Consider the following 21,103-nt stretch of genomic DNA (forward strand, 5'->3'; position numbering starts at 1 on the left):
TGCGGATGATGTTTTACGAGGTCTTTGTTTTTAGAGTAGTTGGTATATAAACATTCTAAACATTACAGCGATTAGTGGTCAGCTTCAATAAACACCCTAGAAAGGGAGGGACAAATATGTTGTCATGTAATTGTAAACTTTTATGAGTCTGATTTCTTATAGCTTGACAATGTAGACATTTTAATATCCAAGTGCTAAACTAGTAGAAAGCGATCGTCTTCCACTAACAACAAATACTTTTCGATTCAATCAATCACAGGAGTGAATGATGGACTTTCCAGTCGAATTAACTTTAGAGCAACAGTTTCGCTTACAAAATTTGAAAGATCAGGTAAAAAATTTGAGTCAACAAGAGGCTCAAGAATTTTTACTAGAAGTTTTACGGCAGATGATGGTGAAAGATAATTTGGTCAAACATTTGTTAAAACAAGCTTGATCGAATAAAAAACAAAATTTTTTCCTTAAGACTTACGCAATGGGAGAGTTCCATCAAAATGCGTAAGTCTTAATTTTTTTGCTCAATTTCGGCTAAAACTTGATTTCTCGATCGGGAAAGCAAATTCCAGGTAAATATTACAGATTATTACTTTCTCTCTCATAGTAAAGACTAGGGCACTATCGATCCCCTATGTTTTTGTTTGGCTACTCGCAGTTAACCTGCTTGAAAACACGCCAGAAATAATATCCGCCATTTGTGAATATTAAGGAGAACTCATGGTTCTTGATGCTTTTTCCAGAGCTGTAATTTCAGCTGATGCTAAAACCGCTCCTATCGGTGGTGCTGACTTAGCAGCCCTTAAGTCTTTCATCGCTGAAGGCAACAAGCGCCTTGATGCAGTGAATGCGATCGCCAGCAACGCTAGCTGTGCGGTTTCTGATGCCATTGCTGGGATTGCTTGTGAAAACACAGGTTTGATTCAATCTGGTGGTAACTTGTACCCCACTCGTCGGATGGCTGCTTGCTTGCGCGATGCTGAAATCGTTCTGCGCTATGTAACTTATGCATTGTTGGCTGGTGATTCTTCCGTATTAGACGATCGCGCTTTGAACGGTTTGAAAGAAACTTACACAGCTTTGGGCGTACCCACTGGATCTTCTGTACGGGCTTTCCAAATCCTGAAAGCGATCAGCGTTGCTCACATCACCAACACCAACACTGAAGCTAACGCTGGCAAAAGATTCCGCAAACAAGAAGTTGTTCAAGGCGACTGCTCTGCTCTAGCTGCTGAAGCTGCTAGCTACTTCGATCGCGTTATTTCTGCTCTGAGCTAATCGCTCATGGTTAAAGGCTATTAGCCAAGCAAACTGAAATTAAAACTCGATCAAATCTAATCTGGAGTATAAAAAGCAATGAAATCAGTTATCACTACAGTTATTGGATCTGCTGATGCAGCAGGTCGTTTTCCAACCACCTCCGATCTAGAATCCGTTCAAGGTAGTATTCAACGTGCTAATGCTCGTTTAGAAGCTGCTGAAAAGCTAGCTTCTGGTATCGATGCTGTAGCTAAAGAAGGTTATGATGCTGCCTTCAAAAAATATCCTTACCTGAGCCAAGATGGTGAAGCTGGCGACACTCAAGTTAAAAAAGACAAGTGCCTCCGCGACATCAAGCACTACCTACGCTTGATCAACTACAGCTTAGTTGTGGGCGGTACTGGCCCTCTGGATGAGTGGGGTATTGCAGGTGCTCGCGAAGTTTATCGCTCTTTGAATCTGCCTACCGCTCCTTATGTTACCGCAATGACTTACACTCGCGATCGCGCTTGCGCTCCTCGCGACTTGTCTCCTCAAGCGTTGGTTGAGTTCCGCAATCTCCTCGACTACGTAATCAACTCCCTTTCATAGTCATAGGGATTGACTAGACGTAGACGAGCGATCGTCATACTCTAAAACTTAGGGACTCTCAGTCTGTTGCTTTGCCTGTATCAGGTTGGGTGATTGACCAAGAGTCCCTCTGTTGTTAATAATTCGTAATTTGTAATTCGTAATTCGTAATTAATGATTGAACTTGGGGGATTTAAACAGGGAAATTTTCTTTTATGACAATAGATTCTCTATTTGCACAATTAAAACACCCCAATCCCAATTTGCGGGAACGAGCTATGTGGGAACTGGCTGATGTCCGTGATGAAAATACCATTCCTCGGCTGATGGGTATTTTAGATGAAGAAGATGTCACTTATCGTCGAGCTGCGGTAAAAGCACTGGGTGCTATTGGGACAGATGCTGTACCGCTACTGGTAGAGTCATTAGTAAATAGTGATAATGCAACCATTCGGGGTAGTTGTGCTAAAGCCCTAGCACAGGTTGCTGCTAATCATCCCGATGTTCCCTTCCCGAATGAGGGCTTACAGGGATTGCAAACAGCGCTTAATGACCCAAATCCAGTTGTTTATATTGCATCCGTAATGGCACTGGGTGAGATTGGATCTCCCGCCTTTGAAATTTTGACTGAAGCTTTGAAAACAATAGATAATGTGGCGGTAGCTGTGGCGATCGTCAATGCACTCGGTTCGATGGGCGATATCCGTGGGGTGGAAGTGCTGACGGCATTGACAAATGATGAATCTGTCGATCCGTATGTTCGAGAGTCAGCAGTGAGCGCTTTGCCCCGATTAGATCAAGTGATTAAATATAACTGAGAGTAGCGATCGCTCTTACAACTACTTTTATCAATCCTAATAGGGCGGATACATTAGATGAACAGACTGGGTTTCACCTTGAAGTACTCTCCAAGTGCCTTAGCTTGTGCCTTACTAATCGACCGCTTACCGTTCACAACCTCAGATACCACGCCGCTCGACCCGATGATGCCCACCAAGTCCGCTTAACGGGTGCAACTGACTTCCATAATGTGTTGGAGAATTTCATGCGGTGCAGATTCATCCATTGGATAGTTCTGTGCCTCATACGCTTCAACCAGGGTTACTATCAGCTTATGCAGAGCTTGCTCTTCTGGAGTCCGGTTTTTGCAAAATGTTAGGCGCTCTGCTATTGCTAGGGCGCGATCGTACTCTTCTTCCGTCTCAATCACCTTGGGAGTGTAAATGTCCATCGCCTTATTCCCAAGCTTCTTCCTCTAACTGCTTCTCAATTTGAGAAATCGCCAACTTCATCACCGCCTGAACTCCCGCTTCTTCTTCCTCAGTTAATGCAGCTTGCAGGGGTTCTAAAGCAGCACCATCGCCAATTTTCATCAATGCCAGAGCTGCTGCTTTTCGGGTTTCCCAATCGGGATGATGTAGTAATTCAACAAGGCTAGGAATTGCGGAACGATAGGTCAGGCTACCCAAAGCTGCTGCGGCTTCACACCTGACAATTTCAGATGGATCGTTGAGAGCATTAATTAAAATATTAAATGCTCCTTCTTGAGTGCCTTCTTGAGCAATTTTAGCGATCGCACCCACCACCGCAGCCCGAACTTCAGCGGAGTCGGAGTTAATCTCTCGATATAAATGCTCCTTCGCCTCTGCTCCAATAAATCCTAACGCCCATACGGCATGGCCTTTGGCACTTTCTGGATACTCGGTTGACGCTAAGATTTTCAGCAATGCTGGTACAGCTGCCTCACCTATTTTGGCAAGCCCCCCCACAGACGAGGTTTTGACCACCATATCTTCATCATTTAACAGGGCATTGACCAAAGTCGGAACTGCGATCGGGTCAGCAATCAGTGTCAAGGTTTTAGCGCTGGCTCTCCGCACAACTGGGTTGGGATGATTTGCCACAGCTTCCATCAATAAAGGGGTCGCTGGTTTGCCGATTTTACCCAAAGCCTCTGCAAAACTCAACCTAACCATGCCTCGTGAGTCTCCCATACTCTCAACCATCCGCTTTACTAGCTCTTGGTCATCCGAGTTGAAGGTGTTTAAACTTAATTGCTCACTCACCGCTTTAAATAAAGCGTCAGTTTCTGCATGGGACAGATTTAACGAATCTGCCCCGGATTGAGTTTCAAAGTTGAGCATATAATCTCTAGCTAAACGATCGAGACAAATGACTAGTTGCTGCCACTCAGCGCAGCTTGCTGATTACGGAGTTCCTGGAGGGCAGAATCAATCTTGGCAAGCTCAGGCTCCAGGTTTGCCATAACGCTTACTTTCTTCAACTTAGCCCGTTTTGCAGTTTCCGTAGTTTCTTGAACTAGACGTTCCCGATATTGCTCAAGTTCTGCAATCACTTCTGCTACATCTTGAGCGGTTACGTTATCGGTTGTTGTGAGTTCTGAAGTTTCATCCATAAGTTTTGTTTCCTAAATATGTGTTTATATGAATGATGTGCGAGCGGTGTTCCCAAAAATGTTTGTATTTGGTTATTCGTTAAAGAGAGACAACTAACTAATAGCTGACAAATGTATATGTTTCGATCTTCTCAGATCGCGTTACCACTGGTAAAGCTTTTTGATGTAAATCTTCAAAAGTCTAACTCAAATACATTATTTTCTAATGCCCAATAACTAGTACCCAGTCCCTAGTACGATAGTAAAAGTGACTTCAAAGCAATTATCCAAGAGCAATTTACAGATCAATGGATAAACGTTTTTTTAAAATGTTTGGGCTAACAGAAGAAGAAGCGATCGCAATTATCGATACACCATTAGAACAACTCGAAGACGCTTCTGATAAGTATATTGCTGTTTCCCATTTAATTAACTTCCCGACTGAGCAATCGATCGCGGCTTTGGTGCGGGCGATTGAAAACAGTAACCCTGATGAGTTAGACCACCGCATTGTCCGACGCAAAGCTGTGGAAAGTCTGGGGCGATTGCAGGCACAATCAGCTTTACCTGTAATTAGGCAATGTCTTAAAGATGATGATATTTATACTGTTGAAAATACCGTGTGGACGATTGGAGAAATCGGGACTAAAGATCCAGAAATTCTCGAAGAGGTGGCGCAACTCCTGGATAAACCAGGTCAAATCTATCGAGTCATTATTCACACTTTAGCTAACGCTGACTATCAACCGTCCCTTGAACGTGTACGAAAATTTACTTTATCTGAGGATGAACCTACTCGTAGTGCGGCGATCGCTACAGTTTGTCGCTTCACGGGTGACTACTCCCAAATTACTGAAGTAATGGCGCTACTGCAAAGTTCAAGCGTCAATGCACGACGCGGTTGCATTCAAGATTTGATTGATTCTCGCTACTACAAAGCGATCCCAGAAATCGCTCGTTGTCCAGTATCTCTGGTATTCCGGTTACGAGCATTGCGGATGCTTTTGGATGCAGGCGTTCCCAGTGGTGAAATTACCTTTACAGAAATTCAACCTTACTTAGAGCAAGTACTCTACGATCGTCCCAACGACCTCGATCTAGTACATGAGTATGACGCCACCCCTGTTCTAGATTTTGTGATTAACGAACTCTACGAAACCGATTTTGGACGTTGCTATTTAGCGACAAAAACCTTACTAGATATCTATGCACAAGAAGCACCAGCAGCACTGTTAACAACTTATGGCGACAAAGCATATAACGACTATGGCGCTCATTATCATGTGATGAAACTTTTCGGTTGGCTGAAATATGCTCCCGCCTACGATTTATTAGTAGAAAACCTGCACAACCGCGAACCTCAGTTTCAAAAATCTCGTGCGGCGTGTGCGATCGCTCTTGGTGAATTGGGTGATTCGCGAGCAATTCCTGAAATCAAAATTTGCCTGAATACACCGATTTGGGATTTGAAATACGCTTGTTTATTAGCACTAGACCGCTTAGGAGACTCGTCTGGGCGGGAAATTTGCACTGGCGATCGTGATTGGTTAATTAGGGCGAAAGCAACAAGTACTCAATAGTTAGAAGTTAGAATTCAAAAGTTATATTGAACCTAGATATCCGTTATTTCCCGGATAACACGGCAGGGGTTGCCAGCAGCTAACACCCCGGCAGGAATGTCGTGGGTGACTACGCTACCCGCGCCGATGACGCACCCCGAACCGATTGTCACGCCCGGACAAATGACAGCCCCGCCGCCAACCCACACGTCAGAGCCGATCTCGACCGACTTGCCGAACTCCTGCTGGCGGCGCAACTTTGCGTTAAGCGGGTGGGTGGCAGTATAAATCTGCACCCCTGGGCCAAACAATGTGTAATCTCCGATTTTGACCTGGCAGACATCGAGTACGACGCAGTTGAAGTTGAAAAAGCACTTCTTCCCGATCAGTATGTTGAACCCGTAGTCGCAGAAGAATGGCGACTGTATCCACACGTCCTCGCCTCCTGCGCCTAACAGTTCTTGGAGGATGTGCTGACGCTCCTCGTGTTGGGAAAAGCGCATGGCATTGAGGTCTTGACACAAGTCCCGCGCCCGGTCGCGAGCGCGGACTAGTTCAGGGTCAAGCTTGTTATACAGCTCTCCTACCAACATCTTCTCGCGTTCACTAAGCACAATGACGCCTCTTTACAGCAGATTGCAGGTTCATGAAGTACAATACTAAACCAGATTTCAATTTCAGTAAACCGAAAAGTTTTGCGTTAGCGTACCCCTTTGGGGCAGCGTCTCTTACAGAAGCTCACCGTACCCCTTTGGGGATCTTGCTATGCATAGCGTCTCGTAGAGAAGGTATCGCCCGAATCCATAACTAGCAAATTGAGTTATTTAAAGTTAGGAGTAGAAACGCACATCTGTACGCCTCTACTGGCGGTTTAGGACTTACTACTGGTGACTGCTTCGTTTAAAACTAACTTTGGTTCTGGTGTCTCCTCTTCTTCTTCTGGCAAGCCGAAAATTGACCTGTACAACTTCACGTACTGCTTGGCAGATTGATACCAGCTAAAATCTTGACTCATGCCACGTTGCTGTAGTTCTTGCCATTGCGGTTTGAAACGGAAGCCTTCCCAAGCTCGGATCATAGAGGTGAAAAGGTCTAACGGTTCATAGCGATCGAAGCAATAACCAGTACCAGCAGCATTTTCAGGGTCATGATGGCTTACAGTGTCAACTAATCCACCTGTGCGACGGACAATCGGCACAGAACCGTAACGCAAAGCCATCATTTGGCTAATACCGCATGGTTCAAAACGGCTAGGCATCAAGAAGGCATCAGTACCAGCGTAGATCCGGCGAGACAAGGCATCGTTATACAGTAAGTAAGTTGCCATGCGTCCGGGGAAACGGGATGCTAATTGCCACATCTGAGTTTCATAGTAGCGATCGCCTGTCCCCAACAGCACAAACTGGGCATCTGTATAAGATAGAAAGCGATCGAGGATTTGCAATATCAAATCAATCCCTTTTTGTTCTACTAATCGGGTAACAATCCCAATAAAAAAGGCTTTGGAATTGACTTCTAATCCTACTTCTTGTTGCAAAGCAATTTTATTGGCTTTGCGTTTTTCTAAAGTATCAGTAGTAAAGGTTTGCTCAATGTATTTGTCATTTTCTGGGTTATAAACTTCGGTATCAATACCGTTGATAATCCCAGATAATTTACCGCTAATAAAAGACAGCAAACCTTCTAATGTTTCACCGTAAGTAGCTGTCTTGATTTGATCGGCATAGGTAGGCGAAACTGTATTTACCTTATTGGCAAATTGTACCGCCGCCGCCATGACGTTGTGTCCTTGCATATACCAGGGACACCAAGTAATTTTCTCTAAATACCAACGCCACGGCCCTTGATAAGCCAGGTTATGGATGGTAAACACTGTGGTGATATCAGGATCTTGGTGCATCCATACGGGAATCATTCCTGTATGCCAATCGTGACAATGGATAATATCTGGCTTCCAGTAATTCCAGGCGAACTCGGCTGCACCATTAGCAAACAATGTGAACCGCCAATCTTCATCATCTCCAGAATAGATGCGGCGCGGCATGAAGGCCGGATGTCCAAATAAGTACAAGGGAACATCAGTACCAGGCAGAACACTTTCATACACTGCAAAGTGCTGGAACATCGCATCTCCCCACCAAATGGGTTCATAGGGAATTTCCATTTTGTCTGGCAGGAAGCCGTAGTAAGGCAAGAATATCCGCACATCATGCCCCATTTCTCTCAGGACTTTGGGTAATGCCCCGACAACATCACCCATTCCTCCTACTTTCGCAACTGGTGCTGCCTCTGCTGCAACAAATAGAATCCGCATGGTAATTTTTGCTTCCCTGAGTCAATATTGTCAAATTAACTTTTTGAAATCCCGACCAACGCGACAAGTCGCGTCTGGCACATCAGTGCAACGGCGATCAATTATTATCTAATCACATCGGCTTGCCCAATTGCTTAGGAACCGCGCTGAATCACCGCAAAAATTTCTGATAAAATTTCTTGCGCACCCTGTTTTCGCAACAGTTCTGCTAGTTCTGTGCCTAGTGCTTCGGCGTTATTGGCAAGTCCGGTGACGGTATCTTTGACAAACTTTTGACCATCTACACTGGCGACTATCCCGGTTAAAGTTAAATTATCACCAGATATTTCTGTATTTACACCGATAGGTACTTGACATCCACCCTCTAGAGAACGGAGAAAAGATCGTTCGGCAAGACAGCGATCGCGTGTTTCAGTATGTTCAATTGCTTTGAGTAGAGATAGCACTTCACTATCATCAGCACGGCATTCTATTCCCAAAGCTCCTTGTCCAACCGCGTGGAGGGAGATTTCTTTAGGGAGAATTTGATGAACGCGATCGCCCATTCCCAATCTTTCTAATCCTGCTGCTGCCAAAATCAAAGCATCGTATTCACCTGCATCCAGTTTTGCCAACCGTGTAATTAAGTTTCCTCGCACATCCTTAAAGGTAAAGTGAGGGAAATGATGGCGTAACTGTGCTAACCGCCGTAGAGAAGATGTACCAATTACCGCACCTTCTGGCAACGTATCGATTTGTTTATCTTTGTGCTTTTCATGCACCACTAATGCATCTGCTGGGTTTTCCCGTTCAGTAATTGCTGCTAACGTTAATCCTTCTGGTAAGTGAGTCGGCAGATCCTTAAGAGAATGAACTGCAAAGTCAATCTCTTGATCGATCATTCCGAGTTCAAGTTCTTTAGTAAAAAGTCCTTTATCGCCAATCTTAGCTAATGCTACATCCAAGATTTTATCGCCTTGGGTAGACATGGTGTGGACTTCAAAAGTGATATCAGGAAAGCTTTTCTGGAGTTGCTCTTGTACCCAGTAGGTCTGAACCAGAGCAAGTTGGCTTTTACGTGAGCCGATCCGAATAGTGCGTGGGGGACTAGAAACAACTGAAGTCATAAAACAATATATCAAAGGAGGCGATAAATTCACTCTCATCTAGACTACCGTAGTCAGGGACTCATGCGAATTTTGGGTTTTGGATTTTGGATTTTGGATTACAATTCTTTACCAAAAGCTTGTTTGTGGAATCTCAAATATATAGAAGGGGATGGGGAACTTGTACTGAGCTTGTCCTGAGCGTAGCCGTAAAGCCTGCGGCATAGCTACGCTTAGGGCGCAGTTGAAGTATGGGGAATGGGGAAAAGGAATTTTCATTGCTCCTTGTAAGCGGACTTTAGCTAACTATTGAGTCCGTTGTTGAAGGCAGTGTTCTAGTTCAGCGTTGAGTGTTTGTAGCTGTTTGTAAAGTTCTGACTGTTGAATGTAGCGATCGCTCACAATGGCGATCGCTACATCTCAAGTTTCAGCTAGTACCCACCAAATTTTGGGAAATAACCAAATGCAGTCAGCAAACTAAACAAGACAATCAGTGCCAGTGTCGAAGCTAATAGCAATAACACCACATCTCTGTCAGAACTGCGTAAGAAGGTTTGTAAATTAAAAGGCTCAACCTGCTTTTTCGTCAAGGTAAGCGGTAATTTATCGCGATAATCTTCGCCATAACGAGCTATTCTGGCAAATGGTAATTCTCCTAAAGAGCGTCCTTGTAAAATCCGTCGCCGTTGATAGGGGACTGTATTGTAACCAAAGTTACTCATATACTCCTCACTATCCACCAAATCGTCGATAAACCTGTGCAGTCCTTTACTAGCTAGCACAATCGACCAGGCTAGTTTTTCGCCTTCATTGTAAACCTCACGACCCAATAAGCGCTGTATGCATATCTGCACAAAGCGGTAATTGTTGTTGCTTTCGTAATTGAGTCGCCGAAATGGATCGGATATTGCTAACCCTCGAATGAAATCCCTAGTTGTAATTTGACCAGTTCTCAGTTGGGATTCTAGACAGATTTGGCGGTTACTATCAAGCATCTGTTGTTCGTGGAAAATCTGGCGATAGGCTGCTTTAATCAAGGCATCCATTTCTAGTGATGATTGCAGATATTCGGTTGTATAAATTTTAGGTTGCTCGTCGCTAAGAATCTCATATCCAGATACACGATGATTTCGAGATGAGGGGAAATAGCTTAACAAAGGAATAGACATATTAGAGCTATAAATTTGCAGGGATTGGGAATTATGTATGAGCCAAAACATTTCTGCTAGCGAGGCGTTGAGTCAGTACCGAGTTCTGAAGATTCCCAACTCAGCATTCCTGAAGGGCATTTAATTTTGCTTTTGTCTCCCTTATCCCCAGTTATTAGCCCTTTGAGTTGTAATTGCCGTAAAATTGATTACTAGTATGCCAAGTTTAAGTTTGTAGTAAGGACTTCAGTCCTTATTTTCTAAGCACTAAAGTGCTTACTACAAACCCTCAAGATTAACTTAGACATTGTACTAGTAGGCTGTAGTGTAATTTTGTCTACCTTTAATAAGTTGCTCAAGCAACTTGTCTGATTAATGGAGATAGTAGCTAGATTTACGTATTGATGAGAGCGCAACTGAAGAGATGCCTAAAGTTTAATTCAATTGCCCTTCGCTACTAAACAGATAAACTTGCGATCGCTAATTTCACTTTGCTGAAACTACGACTCAAGAACAGTAATTTGCTCACTTCCCATAATATAGGAATTTCCTAAAACCTGTCTATATACAATTCTGATGATGGCTTTAAATTTTTCTACCGACTAACCAAATACCTTTCCAGTTGAGTAAGTCTGTTGAAAAAGGCGGCTGAAAATAGGGTTATTTGGGAAGGTTTTAATAACGATTAAAGGTTCTTGCCTTTTCTTGGTGGTATGATGCGATCGCACATCGCGCTGAACTTGGTCAATATCTCTAAAAAACTCAGCCCGAAAAAGGAAGTTGAAAATTTACAGGAATGCTAAGAATAATTTGTTATCTTCATTAGTTATCCAAGCTTAGTTATTATACCTTATGAATCGTTCCGCCTGTTTAATCTTCAATCCTGTTGCGGGTCAGGGCGACCCAGATACAGAGCTAGCAGAAATTCGGGCAATATTAGAGCCAGAGATCGATCTAGATATTTATTTTACAACTGAAGAAATCGATGCCGACCAACTGGCATATCAAGCTATAGAGCGAGGAGTAGATGCAATCATTGCTTCCGGGGGGGATGGTACTCTCTCAATAGCGGCGGCGGCGGTAGTGGGAACTGATATCCCCTTTGGGATCGTTTCCAGAGGAACAGCGAACGCTTTTGCCACAGCTTTAGGAATTCCTGACACGATCGCAGGTGCGTGTCAGACAATTTTGCAGGGAGCAACCACCCATGTAGACGTAGCCTATTGCAACGATCGCCCAATGGTACTTTTGGCAGGTATTGGCTTTGAAGCTGAAACTGTAGAATTGGCAGATCGAGACGCCAAAAATCGCTTTGGGATGATGGCCTACGTTTTGGCAGGAATCCAGCAATTAAGAAATTTAAAAAACTTTGATGTTGAAATTGAAACTGAAGATAGGATAATTAAAACTAGTGCCAGTGCAGTAACGGTAGCAAATGCCGCGCCTCCCACTTCAGTTTTGGCTCAAGGCCCAGCAGGTCTGGTTTATGATGATGGGTTACTAGATTTAACAATTGTAGCTCCAACTAACAAAGCAGGAGCGATCGCTGCCACGTTTCATCTATTTCAAACGGCTTCCACAGGTAACGCCGTTGAACGAGATGATATAGGTTTCCTGCGAGCCAAACAATTTAAAATTACTACAGAGCCACCACAAAAAGTTGTTCTAGATGGTGAAATAGTAGGCACAACACCTGTAGAAATTAAGTGTGTACCAGCAGGCTTAAGAATTTTCGTGCCATTAGTAGAAGAAGTTGAGCCGACCGAAAAACTAGAGGGGCTCCCTAATCTGATTATTGAGATGAAAGATACAGCAGAAGAATGAGGGTATGGGGCATGGGGCATTGGGCATGGGGCATGGGGCATGGGGCATGGGGCATTGGGCATTGGGGACTGGGGATTAGGAATAATTTCTGCTCCTCTGCTCCCTTGCTCCCCTGCCCCTCTGCTCCCCTGCTCTCCCTGCTCCCCTTCAATTGAAACTCAGGAGAGGTTGCATTGAAACTTGTATCTGATCCAACGATCGCTAATAAAATTCGGAAAATGAATCAGCGGGTACGATGGCAAGATCCGTTAATTGTGGAACGGGATATTGACCAAACTCGGCTGGTTTTGGAAGATGGTCAAACAGACAATTCTGAGTTCTCATTTTTAGTTGTCGGTGATAGTGGTTCCGGCAGGCACCGGGGACACAATCCCCAACGACAAGTAGCTGAACTTATGCTGCCTCATCACCACGAATCCCGTTTTATGCTGCATACGGGGGATGTGATTTATTTAGTGGGATCGAGTGAATACTACCAGCAAAACTTCATTCAGCCTTACCGAGAGTTTATTTCCGGCATAGAGCATCGCAAACGGATTGCTTACGACCAGATGGTTTTTAAGCTGCCCATTTTACCAGTGCCGGGAAATCACGATTACTATAACTTGCCGATTTTATTGAGCTTGGCATCCCTAACAACATTACCCATTCGCCAGCTGTTGCGATCGCGGTTAGACCTAGATGTAGGTTTACATGGCTCAAGATGCGGTGACGCTTACGCAAAGGCATTTCTTGACTATCTAAAGGCGTTTCAGCTTCCAGGAGAGTTAGCCAGCCACTTAGATCGGTATTACACAGCCAAGACAGATACAGGTCGTTGTCTTTCCTATCAACCTGGGGAATTTACCCGCCTTCCTAATCGCTATTACACATTTCGTTACGGCGGTATTGATTTCTTTGCTTTAGATTCTAATACCTTTAACGATCCACCACCGCTACCGAAAACAAAAAAAGGTAACGCCGATCGCAAACTCTTAGAAAAACGTCGTGAAGATTTAGAGCAAGAAAAGCTGCAAATTATTGAAACCTCAGCCAAACTTCGACCGGAAGACCCCAGTGAAGCCGATCAATTAGATGATTTTCATGCCAAGATGTCACAAATTGAAGAAATTATTGTTGATATCGATAAGCAACTAGCCACTAATAAAACAACCCTGACTGACACTGAACAACTGGATTGGCTCAAGCAAAGATTAATTGAATCTTGGAATAATTCTGAAGTTCGAGGAAGGATAATTTATTTCCATCATCCTCCTTATGTAACTGAGGCGACGAAGTGGGAACAAGCACAAACTCTAATTGTTCGCGATCGCCTGCGTGGGGTACTGGATGCGGTAGCTAAAGAAATCGGTTCCTTAAATCAGGGTCGTCCTTTGGTAGATTTAGTAATAAATGGTCACGCACACTGCCTAGAACACCTAGAAACAATGGATACGGGACACGCTGATTCTCATATCCACTGGATTGTTTGTGGCGGTAGCGGGTTTAGTTTGCGACGCCAGCGAATTGAGGGAGCAGATTTGATGGAGGAGAATAGATTAGTAGCGCGATCGCATCTCTTCATCGGTCGCAACGGTCAAGGTTCTCAGAAGCGACGACCTTATTCAGGTTTACGTATTGATGTTAAAGGCGATAAACAGCCCAAGTTTATTGTCCGTCCTTTGGTTGCCGAATGGTATCAGCAGCAATGGCATAATCGCGAACTTGAGCCGTTGATTATCGAACCACACACAATCTAAAAAAAATTAGAGACGCAATAATTGCGTCTCTAGAAAACACCTATTTAGCCTTCTTACGTGTAATTGCACCCAGCAAAAGAGTTGTTAATTAAATTATTCCTGGGCCTCTACCGCGGCTGTCACCCTTATCTGTCAACTTGCCTTCCTCATCCTGATTAACTTCTCCAAGTTCTTCGATCCGCTGTTGCTTCTCTTCTGCGGCTTGCTGGCGTGCATCACCCGGTTCTTCGTAATACATTTCCGGTTCAATTGCATAGTTATTAGACAAACCTTCATTATCTATGGTATAGCCGTCAGTGGTACGTATACTTTCGGAATCGGTTTGATCGTCAGTAGGTGCTTCTGCTTCCCGTTCTTCCGTGGGAGTTTTTTTGAACTTATCTCCTTCTCTTTCCATTCTAGCGGCGGTTTCAGCAGGGATAATGCCGCGATCGTAATTATTGACTTCCGCTCTATCAGATGAATCTGTATCTCTCTTAACTGCTTCATTAGCCATAATTTATGTCCTCGTTAAAGAATCTATTAAATAACTTCAGAAACTAGATTAGGCTGTTTCTCATCTCCAAGCTACTATCTTGAGAAGTGACTTAAATTTAAAAATAATGTTATATTCTCTATCTTTTGATGTATCTAAAACACTAAGGTTGAGTCCGGTTAAATACTGTGAATTAATATTTCTTGGTAGAACAAGAGTTTTAGTTGAAGCCAACTTAACATAAAAAGGGCAATTAGAAACTTCAACTATACAAGGCTTTACCCAAGCCGGCAGAACCGGACGAGAGTTTGCGTAGCTGCAAATTCTATTTGCCCGTGTAAACTCTTGTTTAATAGACAAAAAATTTACTCGCCCACGAATTGGCTTTTCAGTGATTGAATTTCATCGGCTAATTCTTGGCGAGTTGAAGCCTTCAGTAGATAACGGAAAACAAACCAACTGGTGTAACTAATTCCAACTAACTCAAAAAGTGGTGATAGTAGGGGAATATCATTGATTGCAGCTAGTACCGTCAGTACTACTCTAGCTGTAATAATCGCTGCCAAAATTAAAGCAACGCTTATTAGAGGCTGCTTATAGTCTCGAAAAAAGTCACTTAAGTATTGGGGCAGTTGCTCTAAAAATTGAGAAATTTGTCTGCTAATTTGCTGCCATTGAGATTCAGGTTCGGATGCTGGGGGTAACTTTGGCAAGTTTGCAGTATCAGTACCTTCAAGTGCTAGCGTACCTTGTGATAAGGAAGCATCGATCGATTCACGTTGCTGTTGTTCGGTTTCCATAGTTTTTATGTTTGGTAACTACAAGACTTTGTATAACTGTGAGCATCAATAAATATAGTTATTAAGGTTGTCAGTTATCAATTATTAGTGGTCAGTTAAGCTTATTACTGACCACTCAGGTTTAGCAGGAGCAGTTAAATCGGTTTATCCTTACCTGCTCGCTTGGATTTATTAGTTAGTTGCCTTAGTTAGTTACTTTGGCAACAGTTGCTTTCACAACTACACTATTCACACCTTTAATTTCCTTAGCTAATTTTTCAATTTTAGCCAATTCTTGCTGATTGGTGACAGTTCCAGCCACAGTCACAACACCACCATCTGCGGCATTAACTGTTAGTTGACTCTTGGGGATATTAGCCTCTAATTTGGAGCGAACTTCACTTTCTAAGTCAGCTTTAGCTCTTTTTGTATCGCCACCAGTAGTATTATTGCGCTGTTCGCGAGCGCGAATATCCTCATTGAGTTGTCTTCTACGAACTTCACTTTGTGCATCTTTTTGAGAAGCTTCTGTTGTTTTCGCAGTTGGTGTTTGGGGAGCCTCATTAGGATTGTTGGGTGCAGATTCACTTGTTTTAGAAGCGTTATCACAAGCAGCAACACCAAACACTAAAAGGCAACTAATTACGAAAGGGGTTAGCTTTTTCATTGGTTTAATTCTGAATCCGAAAATGAAATCTATTGATCTTTACGGCAAAGATGAGGAGCAAGTTTTTTTAGTCAGGAGCAAATTTTTCAAATTATTGCTCCTGCAATTTTGTCTAATTAGTGTGAGTGAAAACTACTTTAGGTTAAAGTACTTCATCACGACGATCGACAATAACTACAGCAGGATCGTTTCTATGAGGCTCTGTTGAGTAATTGGGGCGAATCGGATCGACTACTGCTGCGTCATTATGCGTTACTCGGTCGGAACCTGGGCGATATTCACTAATCTCAGTAGCATCATAGATTGCAAATTCTTCAATACCTCGATGTTTGAGAATCGCTTCAGCTTGGTGGATTTCAGCTTCCGTACCATCAAGAATTACTAAGTAGTCGCCTCTTTGGAAGCGATCGCCATAAACTCGCGCCCTGTCTTCAGGAATTCCCAAGCCAACAAGTGCGCCTACAATACTACCGGCTGCTGCACCGATCGCACCACCAGCTAATGTTGTCGCCAAAGCTGTTGCAACTGCGCCACCAGCAATTACAGGCCCGATTCCAGGAATTGCTAGAGTTCCAAGTCCAACTAATAAGCCGGTCAAGCCACCCAGAACACCGCCTGTAGCTGCTCCAGTTTTTGCGCCATCGTCTGCTTTATTACCAGTACCAACGTTTCTGTCTACATCTACACCACCGATCCCATGACCGTCTGTATCTTTGGCAATGATGGAGACTTGATTCAAGGAAAAACCTGCATCTCGTAATTCTGTAATTGCTGCTTCAGCATCTCGACGATGAGAAAATACCCCGATCGCACGTTTGGAAACACCACTATAACCCGCAGTCGCAGCTGGAGTCACATAACCAGTGGCTGGATTTGTCGCATCTGGGTGGTCGTAAATGCCAAACTCTTCCACACCCTGATGATTTAAAATTGATTCTGCTCTAAGTATTTCTGAATCTGTACCATCAATAATGACTAAATAGTGTCCTCGTCTAACACGTTCGTCATAAACTCTAGCTCGTTCTTCAGGAATTCCTAGACCAATTAATGCACCAAGTAAACTACCAGCTACTGCACCAATACCAACGCCAGCGAGAGTTGTAGCTAGGGTAGTTGCTGCGGCTCCAGCCAACATGATTGGCCCGATTCCAGGAATTGCTAAAGTGCCAAGACCAACTAATAAGCCAGTCAATCCGCCCAAAGCACCGCCTGTAGCTGCTCCAACTTTAGCACCTTCGTCAGATTGATCGCCAACGCGATCGCTCACATCCGCACCAGCAATATCGTCTCTGTCACCATCTTGGGTAATAACAGAAACTCTGTTCATGTCAAACCCAACTTTTTTTAATTCATGTAGGGCGTGTTCAACATCTCGACGATGAGAAAATACACCTACAGCACGTTTATGTACACCGACTACCATTATTCTTTCTCCTCAGCAAACAAAAATCAATTATTTACTAATTCATAGCTCGTAGTAACCCTTATTAATGCATGTTTCTATTTAGTTTTCATCAATCGCTTGGAAGAATTTTTATCTCTATCATTAGATATAGGTAGTTTTATCTAAAGTTAGTAACTAAATCTCAACTAAAAAATATATTTTATTTTCTAAAGTTTTTATAACAATTATTCTCGGTTTTCAATATTTCAATAAAATTGATACTAAAATACATTATTTTCTCAGATTTGCTAGTGTAACCCACCCGCTCATAACCTTCTATATCAGTAGATACAGTTTAATGAGATTTATTTTTGCCTAATATTGACTCATAAATTATTAACTAAATTATAAGTTTTTTTGAAACAAAAAATAAACATTTATTTCTTTTAAATACGACTTTTGGCTAACCAACTTATTACTAAAGAAAGTGCCAGCTTAGATAAATGATAATTAAGCTGATAAATAAGCCTATGAATAGGTATTTAATTGAGTAAAAGTGAGAGAATATGATGTTTCCAGGTGTTCTAACTTTTTTTAAATGGAATTGGCTATCTTTTGGATCGGCGCCGATAACTTTAGCTCAGGAAGTACTAACTCCAGAAGAAGCATCAGTTGTTTTTTCTGGGCCTAAATTGTTGGTAGCACTGCTAGCTGGGGTTTTGATGGCATTTGCCTTTCAATTATTATTGACAAACTTTTCAGTCGCTGTCGGAATTTCATCTTGGGAAATAGGCTCAGATTCTGATGATGAGTCTGAAAGTTTGGGTAAGACAATTCGTAAAGGTCAAGCTAAAGTTGGTACTTGGGCATTAATAACCGTTAGCATTGCATTATTTATTGCTTGTTTTTTAGCAGTAAAACTTAGCCTAATCGAAAGCGCATTTTTAGGAGCAATTATTGGTGTAGTCATTTGGTCTACCTATTTTTCACTAGTAATTTGGTTGGGTTCATCAGCAGTAGGTTCTTTAATTGGTTCTATATCTAATACTGTTACTTCTGGTTTTCAAACTCTGATGGGCACGGCAACTGCTGGCATCGGTGCTAATACTGCAAAAAAACAGTTAGTTTCTACTGCTGAAGATATTACAGCCGCAGTCCGGCGGGAATTAACTTCAGGTTTTGATTCTGAAGGTATTAAAAATACCCTTCAAAGTTCTTTAGGTTCTCTGCAATTACCAAAGCTGGATATTAAAGAAATTCGCAGTCAATTTGACCAGCTTCTTAAAGATACAGATTTTCAATCTATTGATAACAGCGACCTTTTACAAAATATCGATCGCCAACAAATTGTTGATTTAATCAGTAGCCGTAGCGATTTATCTCAAGAAGATATCAATAGCATTGCCGATCAATTTGAAGGTGCATGGCAACAAGCTTTAAATCGCAAAAATCCCACCGAACAAGTAATTAATTTACTCAAGTCTGCTACACCTGAAGAACTTAATTCTGATCGATTAGGTGAACGGCTGCAAGAATTGGTTACAATCGGAGGCGGTAATGGCAATGGTATAATCAAGCAAGCTATTACGTATGGCTTAAGTGCAGCTGCGCCAGCAGTTCTGGAACGGGTAAACCTTTCTAATATCGATGTGAACAAAATTACAACTCAGTTGCAAAAACTGAAAGAAAAAGTTCAAGATGTCGATGTCGAGCAAGTCACAGAACAATTTCAAAAGTTTAGAGAGGAAGCAACTGAGCAAGTATCTGCAAAATTACCCATATCACTGGAAAATGCAATTAAGGCAGATATAGAAGACTACATATTGCATTCGTTTCCTTGGCACTTCAATCGAATTACCCTAATAGATGAATTTAAAGAAGTCATCTATGACGTAAATGCAGATCCAACAACTGTGAGACGAGAGTTGGAAGAAATCAATCAAGAATATTTCACCAACTTACTAAAGCAGCGCGGTGATATTAGCGAAGCTAGGGTAAAAGAAATTTCCGAACAAATGGAAAGCGATCGCCTGGAAGTTTTAGAAACTGTCAAACAGGTTCAAACAAGAGAAAAAGGGCAAGATTTCCGCAGCCGCATCGAAGATTATCTGCGTTCTACGGGTAAAGACGAACTTAATCCCGAAGGTATTGAACGAGACTTTGGCAACTTGCTAGACGATCCACAAGCTGGCTTTGAAGATTTAAATAGCCGCTTCGGACAATTTGACCGCGATACTTTTGTACAATTGCTCCAACAGCGTCAAGATATCAACGAAGAGGAAGCTAATAATATTGTTAGTCAACTCGAACGCAACCGCGATAATCTCTTGAATCGTGCTAGAGAATTGCAAGAACAAGCAAAAGCGAAAGCCGATGAACTGCGTCAAAGAGTTGAAGACTATCTGCAAAATACTAATAAAGACGAACTCAATCCCGAAGCTATCAAACGTGAGTTTAGAGTTTTACTAGACGATCCCCAAGCCGGAATTAGCCTTTTAACTTCGCGCCTATCGCAATTTGATCGGGATACATTGGTACAATTGCTCAGTCAGCGTCAAGATTTGAGCGAAGAACAGATAAATCAAACTCTCGATCAGCTAGAAGCAGTCCGAGATAGTATTTTGCAAGTACCGCAACAAGCGAAAGAACAGTACGAAAAAACTACAAAAGCGATCGCTGAATATCTCCGCAATACCAACTTGGAAGAACTTAATCCCGAAGGTATCAGAGCTGATTTGGAAAAATTACTCGACGATCCTCAAGCTGGAGCCTTAGCACTGCGCGATCGCTTGTCTAATGTCGATCGAGAAACCTTAGTAAAACTCGTGAGTCAACGCGGCGACTTGAGCCAAGAGCAAGTTAATCAAATCATCGATCGCGCTCAAGATGCCATTGGTGATATTCTGAGAGCGCCACGACGTTTAGCCAAGCGCACCACTCAACAAGCTTTAGATTTTGAAGCCAATCTCGAAGAATATCTGCGTAATACTAACAAAGATGAACTCAACCCCGAAGGAATCAAACGCGATTTACAATTGCTGCTGTCTTCTCCCCGCGCTGGACTTGGGAGTTTAAGCGATCGCGCCGCGAAATTTGACCGTTCGACAATTGTGGCGCTATTATCCCAACGTGAGGATATCTCAGAAGAGGAAGCTAACCGAATTGTCGATCAAATTGATTCTGTTCGCAGCTCGATTGTCGAACAATTCCAACAGATTCAGCAGAGAGTGCAATCAGTGCTAGACGGAGTTTTTGCCAAAGTTCGCAACTATCTCAACTCCCTGAATCTTCCTGAACTCAACTATGAAGGCATTAAGCAAGACTTTGCAAAAGTCTTCGACGATCCCCAAGCTGGATTTGAAGCATTGCGCGATCGCCTCAGTGAATTCGATCGTGACACCTTAGTTGCTGTATTGAGTTCTCGTGAAGATATTTCCGAAGCGGATGCTAACCGCATTATTAACCAAATAGAAGCGGCGCGGGATGGCGTATTGCATCGAGCCGAACGCATTCAGAAAGAAACTCAAAAACGCCTGAAAGCGATTCAAGAGCAAGCCAAAAAGCAAGCCGAAGAAACCAAGAAAACCGTTGCCAATGCTGCATGGTGGATATTTGGGACAGCGATTACTTCTCTTTGCGCCAGTGCGATCGCAGGTGCGATCGCTGTAACTGGCATAACTCTACCTGGATAAATAAAATATCTGCATAATCAGGAATTTTGAGAAATACAAAGTGGCATTCAGTCTTTATAAATGAATGCCACTTTTTTATTTATAAAAAAAGTATCGCGATCTCAAGTCCCATTAATTATTATTTCTTAAATATAGAAAAAAGTAAGCTTGAGGTAGTATCATACTTTTATTATTCTGAATACAGTAAAAATGTCCTAAAACCTATGCAATTCCGTAGA

General features: G+C 42.7%; 18 protein-coding genes and 1 pseudogene. 8 read left to right on the top strand and 11 right to left on the bottom strand.

Annotated elements, in window-relative coordinates:
- Nucleotides 1-265: 265 nt before the first annotated feature.
- The 4 genes from RM049_RS10370 to RM049_RS10385 all read left to right on the top strand — a co-directional run bounded on the left by RM049_RS10370 (nucleotide 266) and on the right by RM049_RS10385 (nucleotide 2,642).
- Nucleotides 266-436: an NblA/ycf18 family protein gene (locus RM049_RS10370; RefSeq protein WP_242060871.1), complete on the top strand. Its 171-nt coding sequence runs from the start codon at nucleotides 266-268 to the stop codon at nucleotides 434-436.
- 278 nt (nucleotides 437-714) lie between these two features.
- The gene (locus RM049_RS10375; RefSeq protein WP_322672021.1) at nucleotides 715-1,272 is read left to right on the top strand and encodes a bleomycin hydrolase; all 558 of its coding nucleotides are present in this window, start codon (nucleotides 715-717) and stop codon (nucleotides 1,270-1,272) included.
- Between the two features lie 78 nt (nucleotides 1,273-1,350).
- Nucleotides 1,351-1,845: a bleomycin hydrolase gene (locus RM049_RS10380; protein ID WP_322697648.1), complete on the top strand. Its 495-nt coding sequence runs from the start codon at nucleotides 1,351-1,353 to the stop codon at nucleotides 1,843-1,845.
- A 194-nt stretch (nucleotides 1,846-2,039) separates the two neighbouring features.
- Nucleotides 2,040-2,642, top strand: a complete 603-nt coding sequence (locus RM049_RS10385; protein WP_322672023.1) for a HEAT repeat domain-containing protein — start codon at nucleotides 2,040-2,042, stop codon at nucleotides 2,640-2,642.
- Between the two features lie 53 nt (nucleotides 2,643-2,695).
- Here the strand turns inward: RM049_RS10385 and RM049_RS10390 are convergent.
- From RM049_RS10390 to RM049_RS10400, 3 genes and pseudogenes are all read right to left on the bottom strand, one after another.
- A pseudogene (locus RM049_RS10390) lies at nucleotides 2,696-3,055 on the bottom strand (helix-turn-helix domain-containing protein).
- Between the two features lie 4 nt (nucleotides 3,056-3,059).
- Nucleotides 3,060-3,968 carry a HEAT repeat domain-containing protein gene (locus RM049_RS10395; RefSeq protein ID WP_322704096.1) on the bottom strand — a complete coding sequence of 303 codons (909 nt, stop codon included), beginning with the start codon at nucleotides 3,966-3,968 and terminating at the stop codon, nucleotides 3,060-3,062.
- A gap of 32 nt (nucleotides 3,969-4,000) precedes the next feature.
- Nucleotides 4,001-4,240 carry a hypothetical protein gene (locus RM049_RS10400; protein WP_322704097.1) on the bottom strand — a complete coding sequence of 80 codons (240 nt, stop codon included), beginning with the start codon at nucleotides 4,238-4,240 and terminating at the stop codon, nucleotides 4,001-4,003.
- Nucleotides 4,241-4,527: 287 nt separating this feature from the next.
- On the opposite strand from RM049_RS10400, the gene RM049_RS10405 reads away from it, so the two are divergent.
- Nucleotides 4,528-5,799 (top strand): HEAT repeat domain-containing protein, encoded by a 1,272-nt coding sequence (locus RM049_RS10405; protein ID WP_322704098.1) that lies wholly within the window; start codon nucleotides 4,528-4,530, stop codon nucleotides 5,797-5,799.
- Nucleotides 5,800-5,831: 32 nt separating this feature from the next.
- Here RM049_RS10405 and RM049_RS10410 read toward each other — a convergent pair whose 3' ends face one another.
- The 4 genes from RM049_RS10410 to RM049_RS10425 form a co-directional block, all read right to left on the bottom strand.
- Nucleotides 5,832-6,392 (bottom strand): sugar O-acetyltransferase, encoded by a 561-nt coding sequence (locus RM049_RS10410; protein ID WP_322704099.1) that lies wholly within the window; start codon nucleotides 6,390-6,392, stop codon nucleotides 5,832-5,834.
- 257 nt (nucleotides 6,393-6,649) lie between these two features.
- Nucleotides 6,650-8,092 (bottom strand): glycogen synthase GlgA, encoded by a 1,443-nt coding sequence (gene glgA / locus RM049_RS10415; protein WP_322704100.1) that lies wholly within the window; start codon nucleotides 8,090-8,092, stop codon nucleotides 6,650-6,652.
- Between the two features lie 134 nt (nucleotides 8,093-8,226).
- Nucleotides 8,227-9,198 carry a hydroxymethylbilane synthase gene (gene hemC, locus RM049_RS10420; protein ID WP_322672029.1) on the bottom strand — a complete coding sequence of 324 codons (972 nt, stop codon included), beginning with the start codon at nucleotides 9,196-9,198 and terminating at the stop codon, nucleotides 8,227-8,229.
- A 410-nt stretch (nucleotides 9,199-9,608) separates the two neighbouring features.
- Nucleotides 9,609-10,346: a phycobilisome rod-core linker polypeptide gene (locus tag RM049_RS10425; protein ID WP_322704101.1), complete on the bottom strand. Its 738-nt coding sequence runs from the start codon at nucleotides 10,344-10,346 to the stop codon at nucleotides 9,609-9,611.
- An 831-nt stretch (nucleotides 10,347-11,177) separates the two neighbouring features.
- Here RM049_RS10425 and RM049_RS10430 point away from each other — a divergent pair.
- Both RM049_RS10430 and RM049_RS10435 read left to right on the top strand, forming a co-directional pair.
- Nucleotides 11,178-12,149 carry a YegS/Rv2252/BmrU family lipid kinase gene (locus RM049_RS10430; RefSeq protein ID WP_322684931.1) on the top strand — a complete coding sequence of 324 codons (972 nt, stop codon included), beginning with the start codon at nucleotides 11,178-11,180 and terminating at the stop codon, nucleotides 12,147-12,149.
- 173 nt (nucleotides 12,150-12,322) lie between these two features.
- A complete protein-coding gene (locus RM049_RS10435) occupies nucleotides 12,323-13,888 on the top strand; it encodes a metallophosphoesterase (protein WP_322704102.1) in 1,566 nt (521 codons plus the stop codon).
- A gap of 88 nt (nucleotides 13,889-13,976) precedes the next feature.
- On the opposite strand, the gene RM049_RS10440 is transcribed toward RM049_RS10435, so the two are convergent.
- From RM049_RS10440 to RM049_RS10455, 4 genes are all read right to left on the bottom strand, one after another.
- A complete protein-coding gene (locus tag RM049_RS10440; RefSeq protein WP_322672032.1) occupies nucleotides 13,977-14,384 on the bottom strand; it encodes a hypothetical protein in 408 nt (135 codons plus the stop codon).
- Between the two features lie 344 nt (nucleotides 14,385-14,728).
- Nucleotides 14,729-15,163 carry a CAAD domain-containing protein gene (locus RM049_RS10445; RefSeq protein ID WP_322704103.1) on the bottom strand — a complete coding sequence of 145 codons (435 nt, stop codon included), beginning with the start codon at nucleotides 15,161-15,163 and terminating at the stop codon, nucleotides 14,729-14,731.
- Nucleotides 15,164-15,347: 184 nt separating this feature from the next.
- On the bottom strand, nucleotides 15,348-15,809 hold the full coding sequence (locus RM049_RS10450) for a BON domain-containing protein (RefSeq protein ID WP_292741746.1): 462 nt from the start codon (nucleotides 15,807-15,809) through the stop codon (nucleotides 15,348-15,350).
- A gap of 142 nt (nucleotides 15,810-15,951) precedes the next feature.
- A complete protein-coding gene (locus RM049_RS10455; RefSeq protein ID WP_322704104.1) occupies nucleotides 15,952-17,232 on the bottom strand; it encodes a general stress protein in 1,281 nt (426 codons plus the stop codon).
- Between the two features lie 530 nt (nucleotides 17,233-17,762).
- Between RM049_RS10455 and RM049_RS10460 the strand changes: the two genes are divergently transcribed.
- Nucleotides 17,763-20,885: an MFS transporter gene (locus RM049_RS10460; RefSeq protein ID WP_416212630.1), complete on the top strand. Its 3,123-nt coding sequence runs from the start codon at nucleotides 17,763-17,765 to the stop codon at nucleotides 20,883-20,885.
- Nucleotides 20,886-21,103 lie beyond the last annotated feature (218 nt).

It is taken from the genome of Nostoc sp. DedQUE04 (assembly GCF_034530995.1).
Lineage (GTDB): Bacteria > Cyanobacteriota > Cyanobacteriia > Cyanobacteriales > Nostocaceae > Nostoc.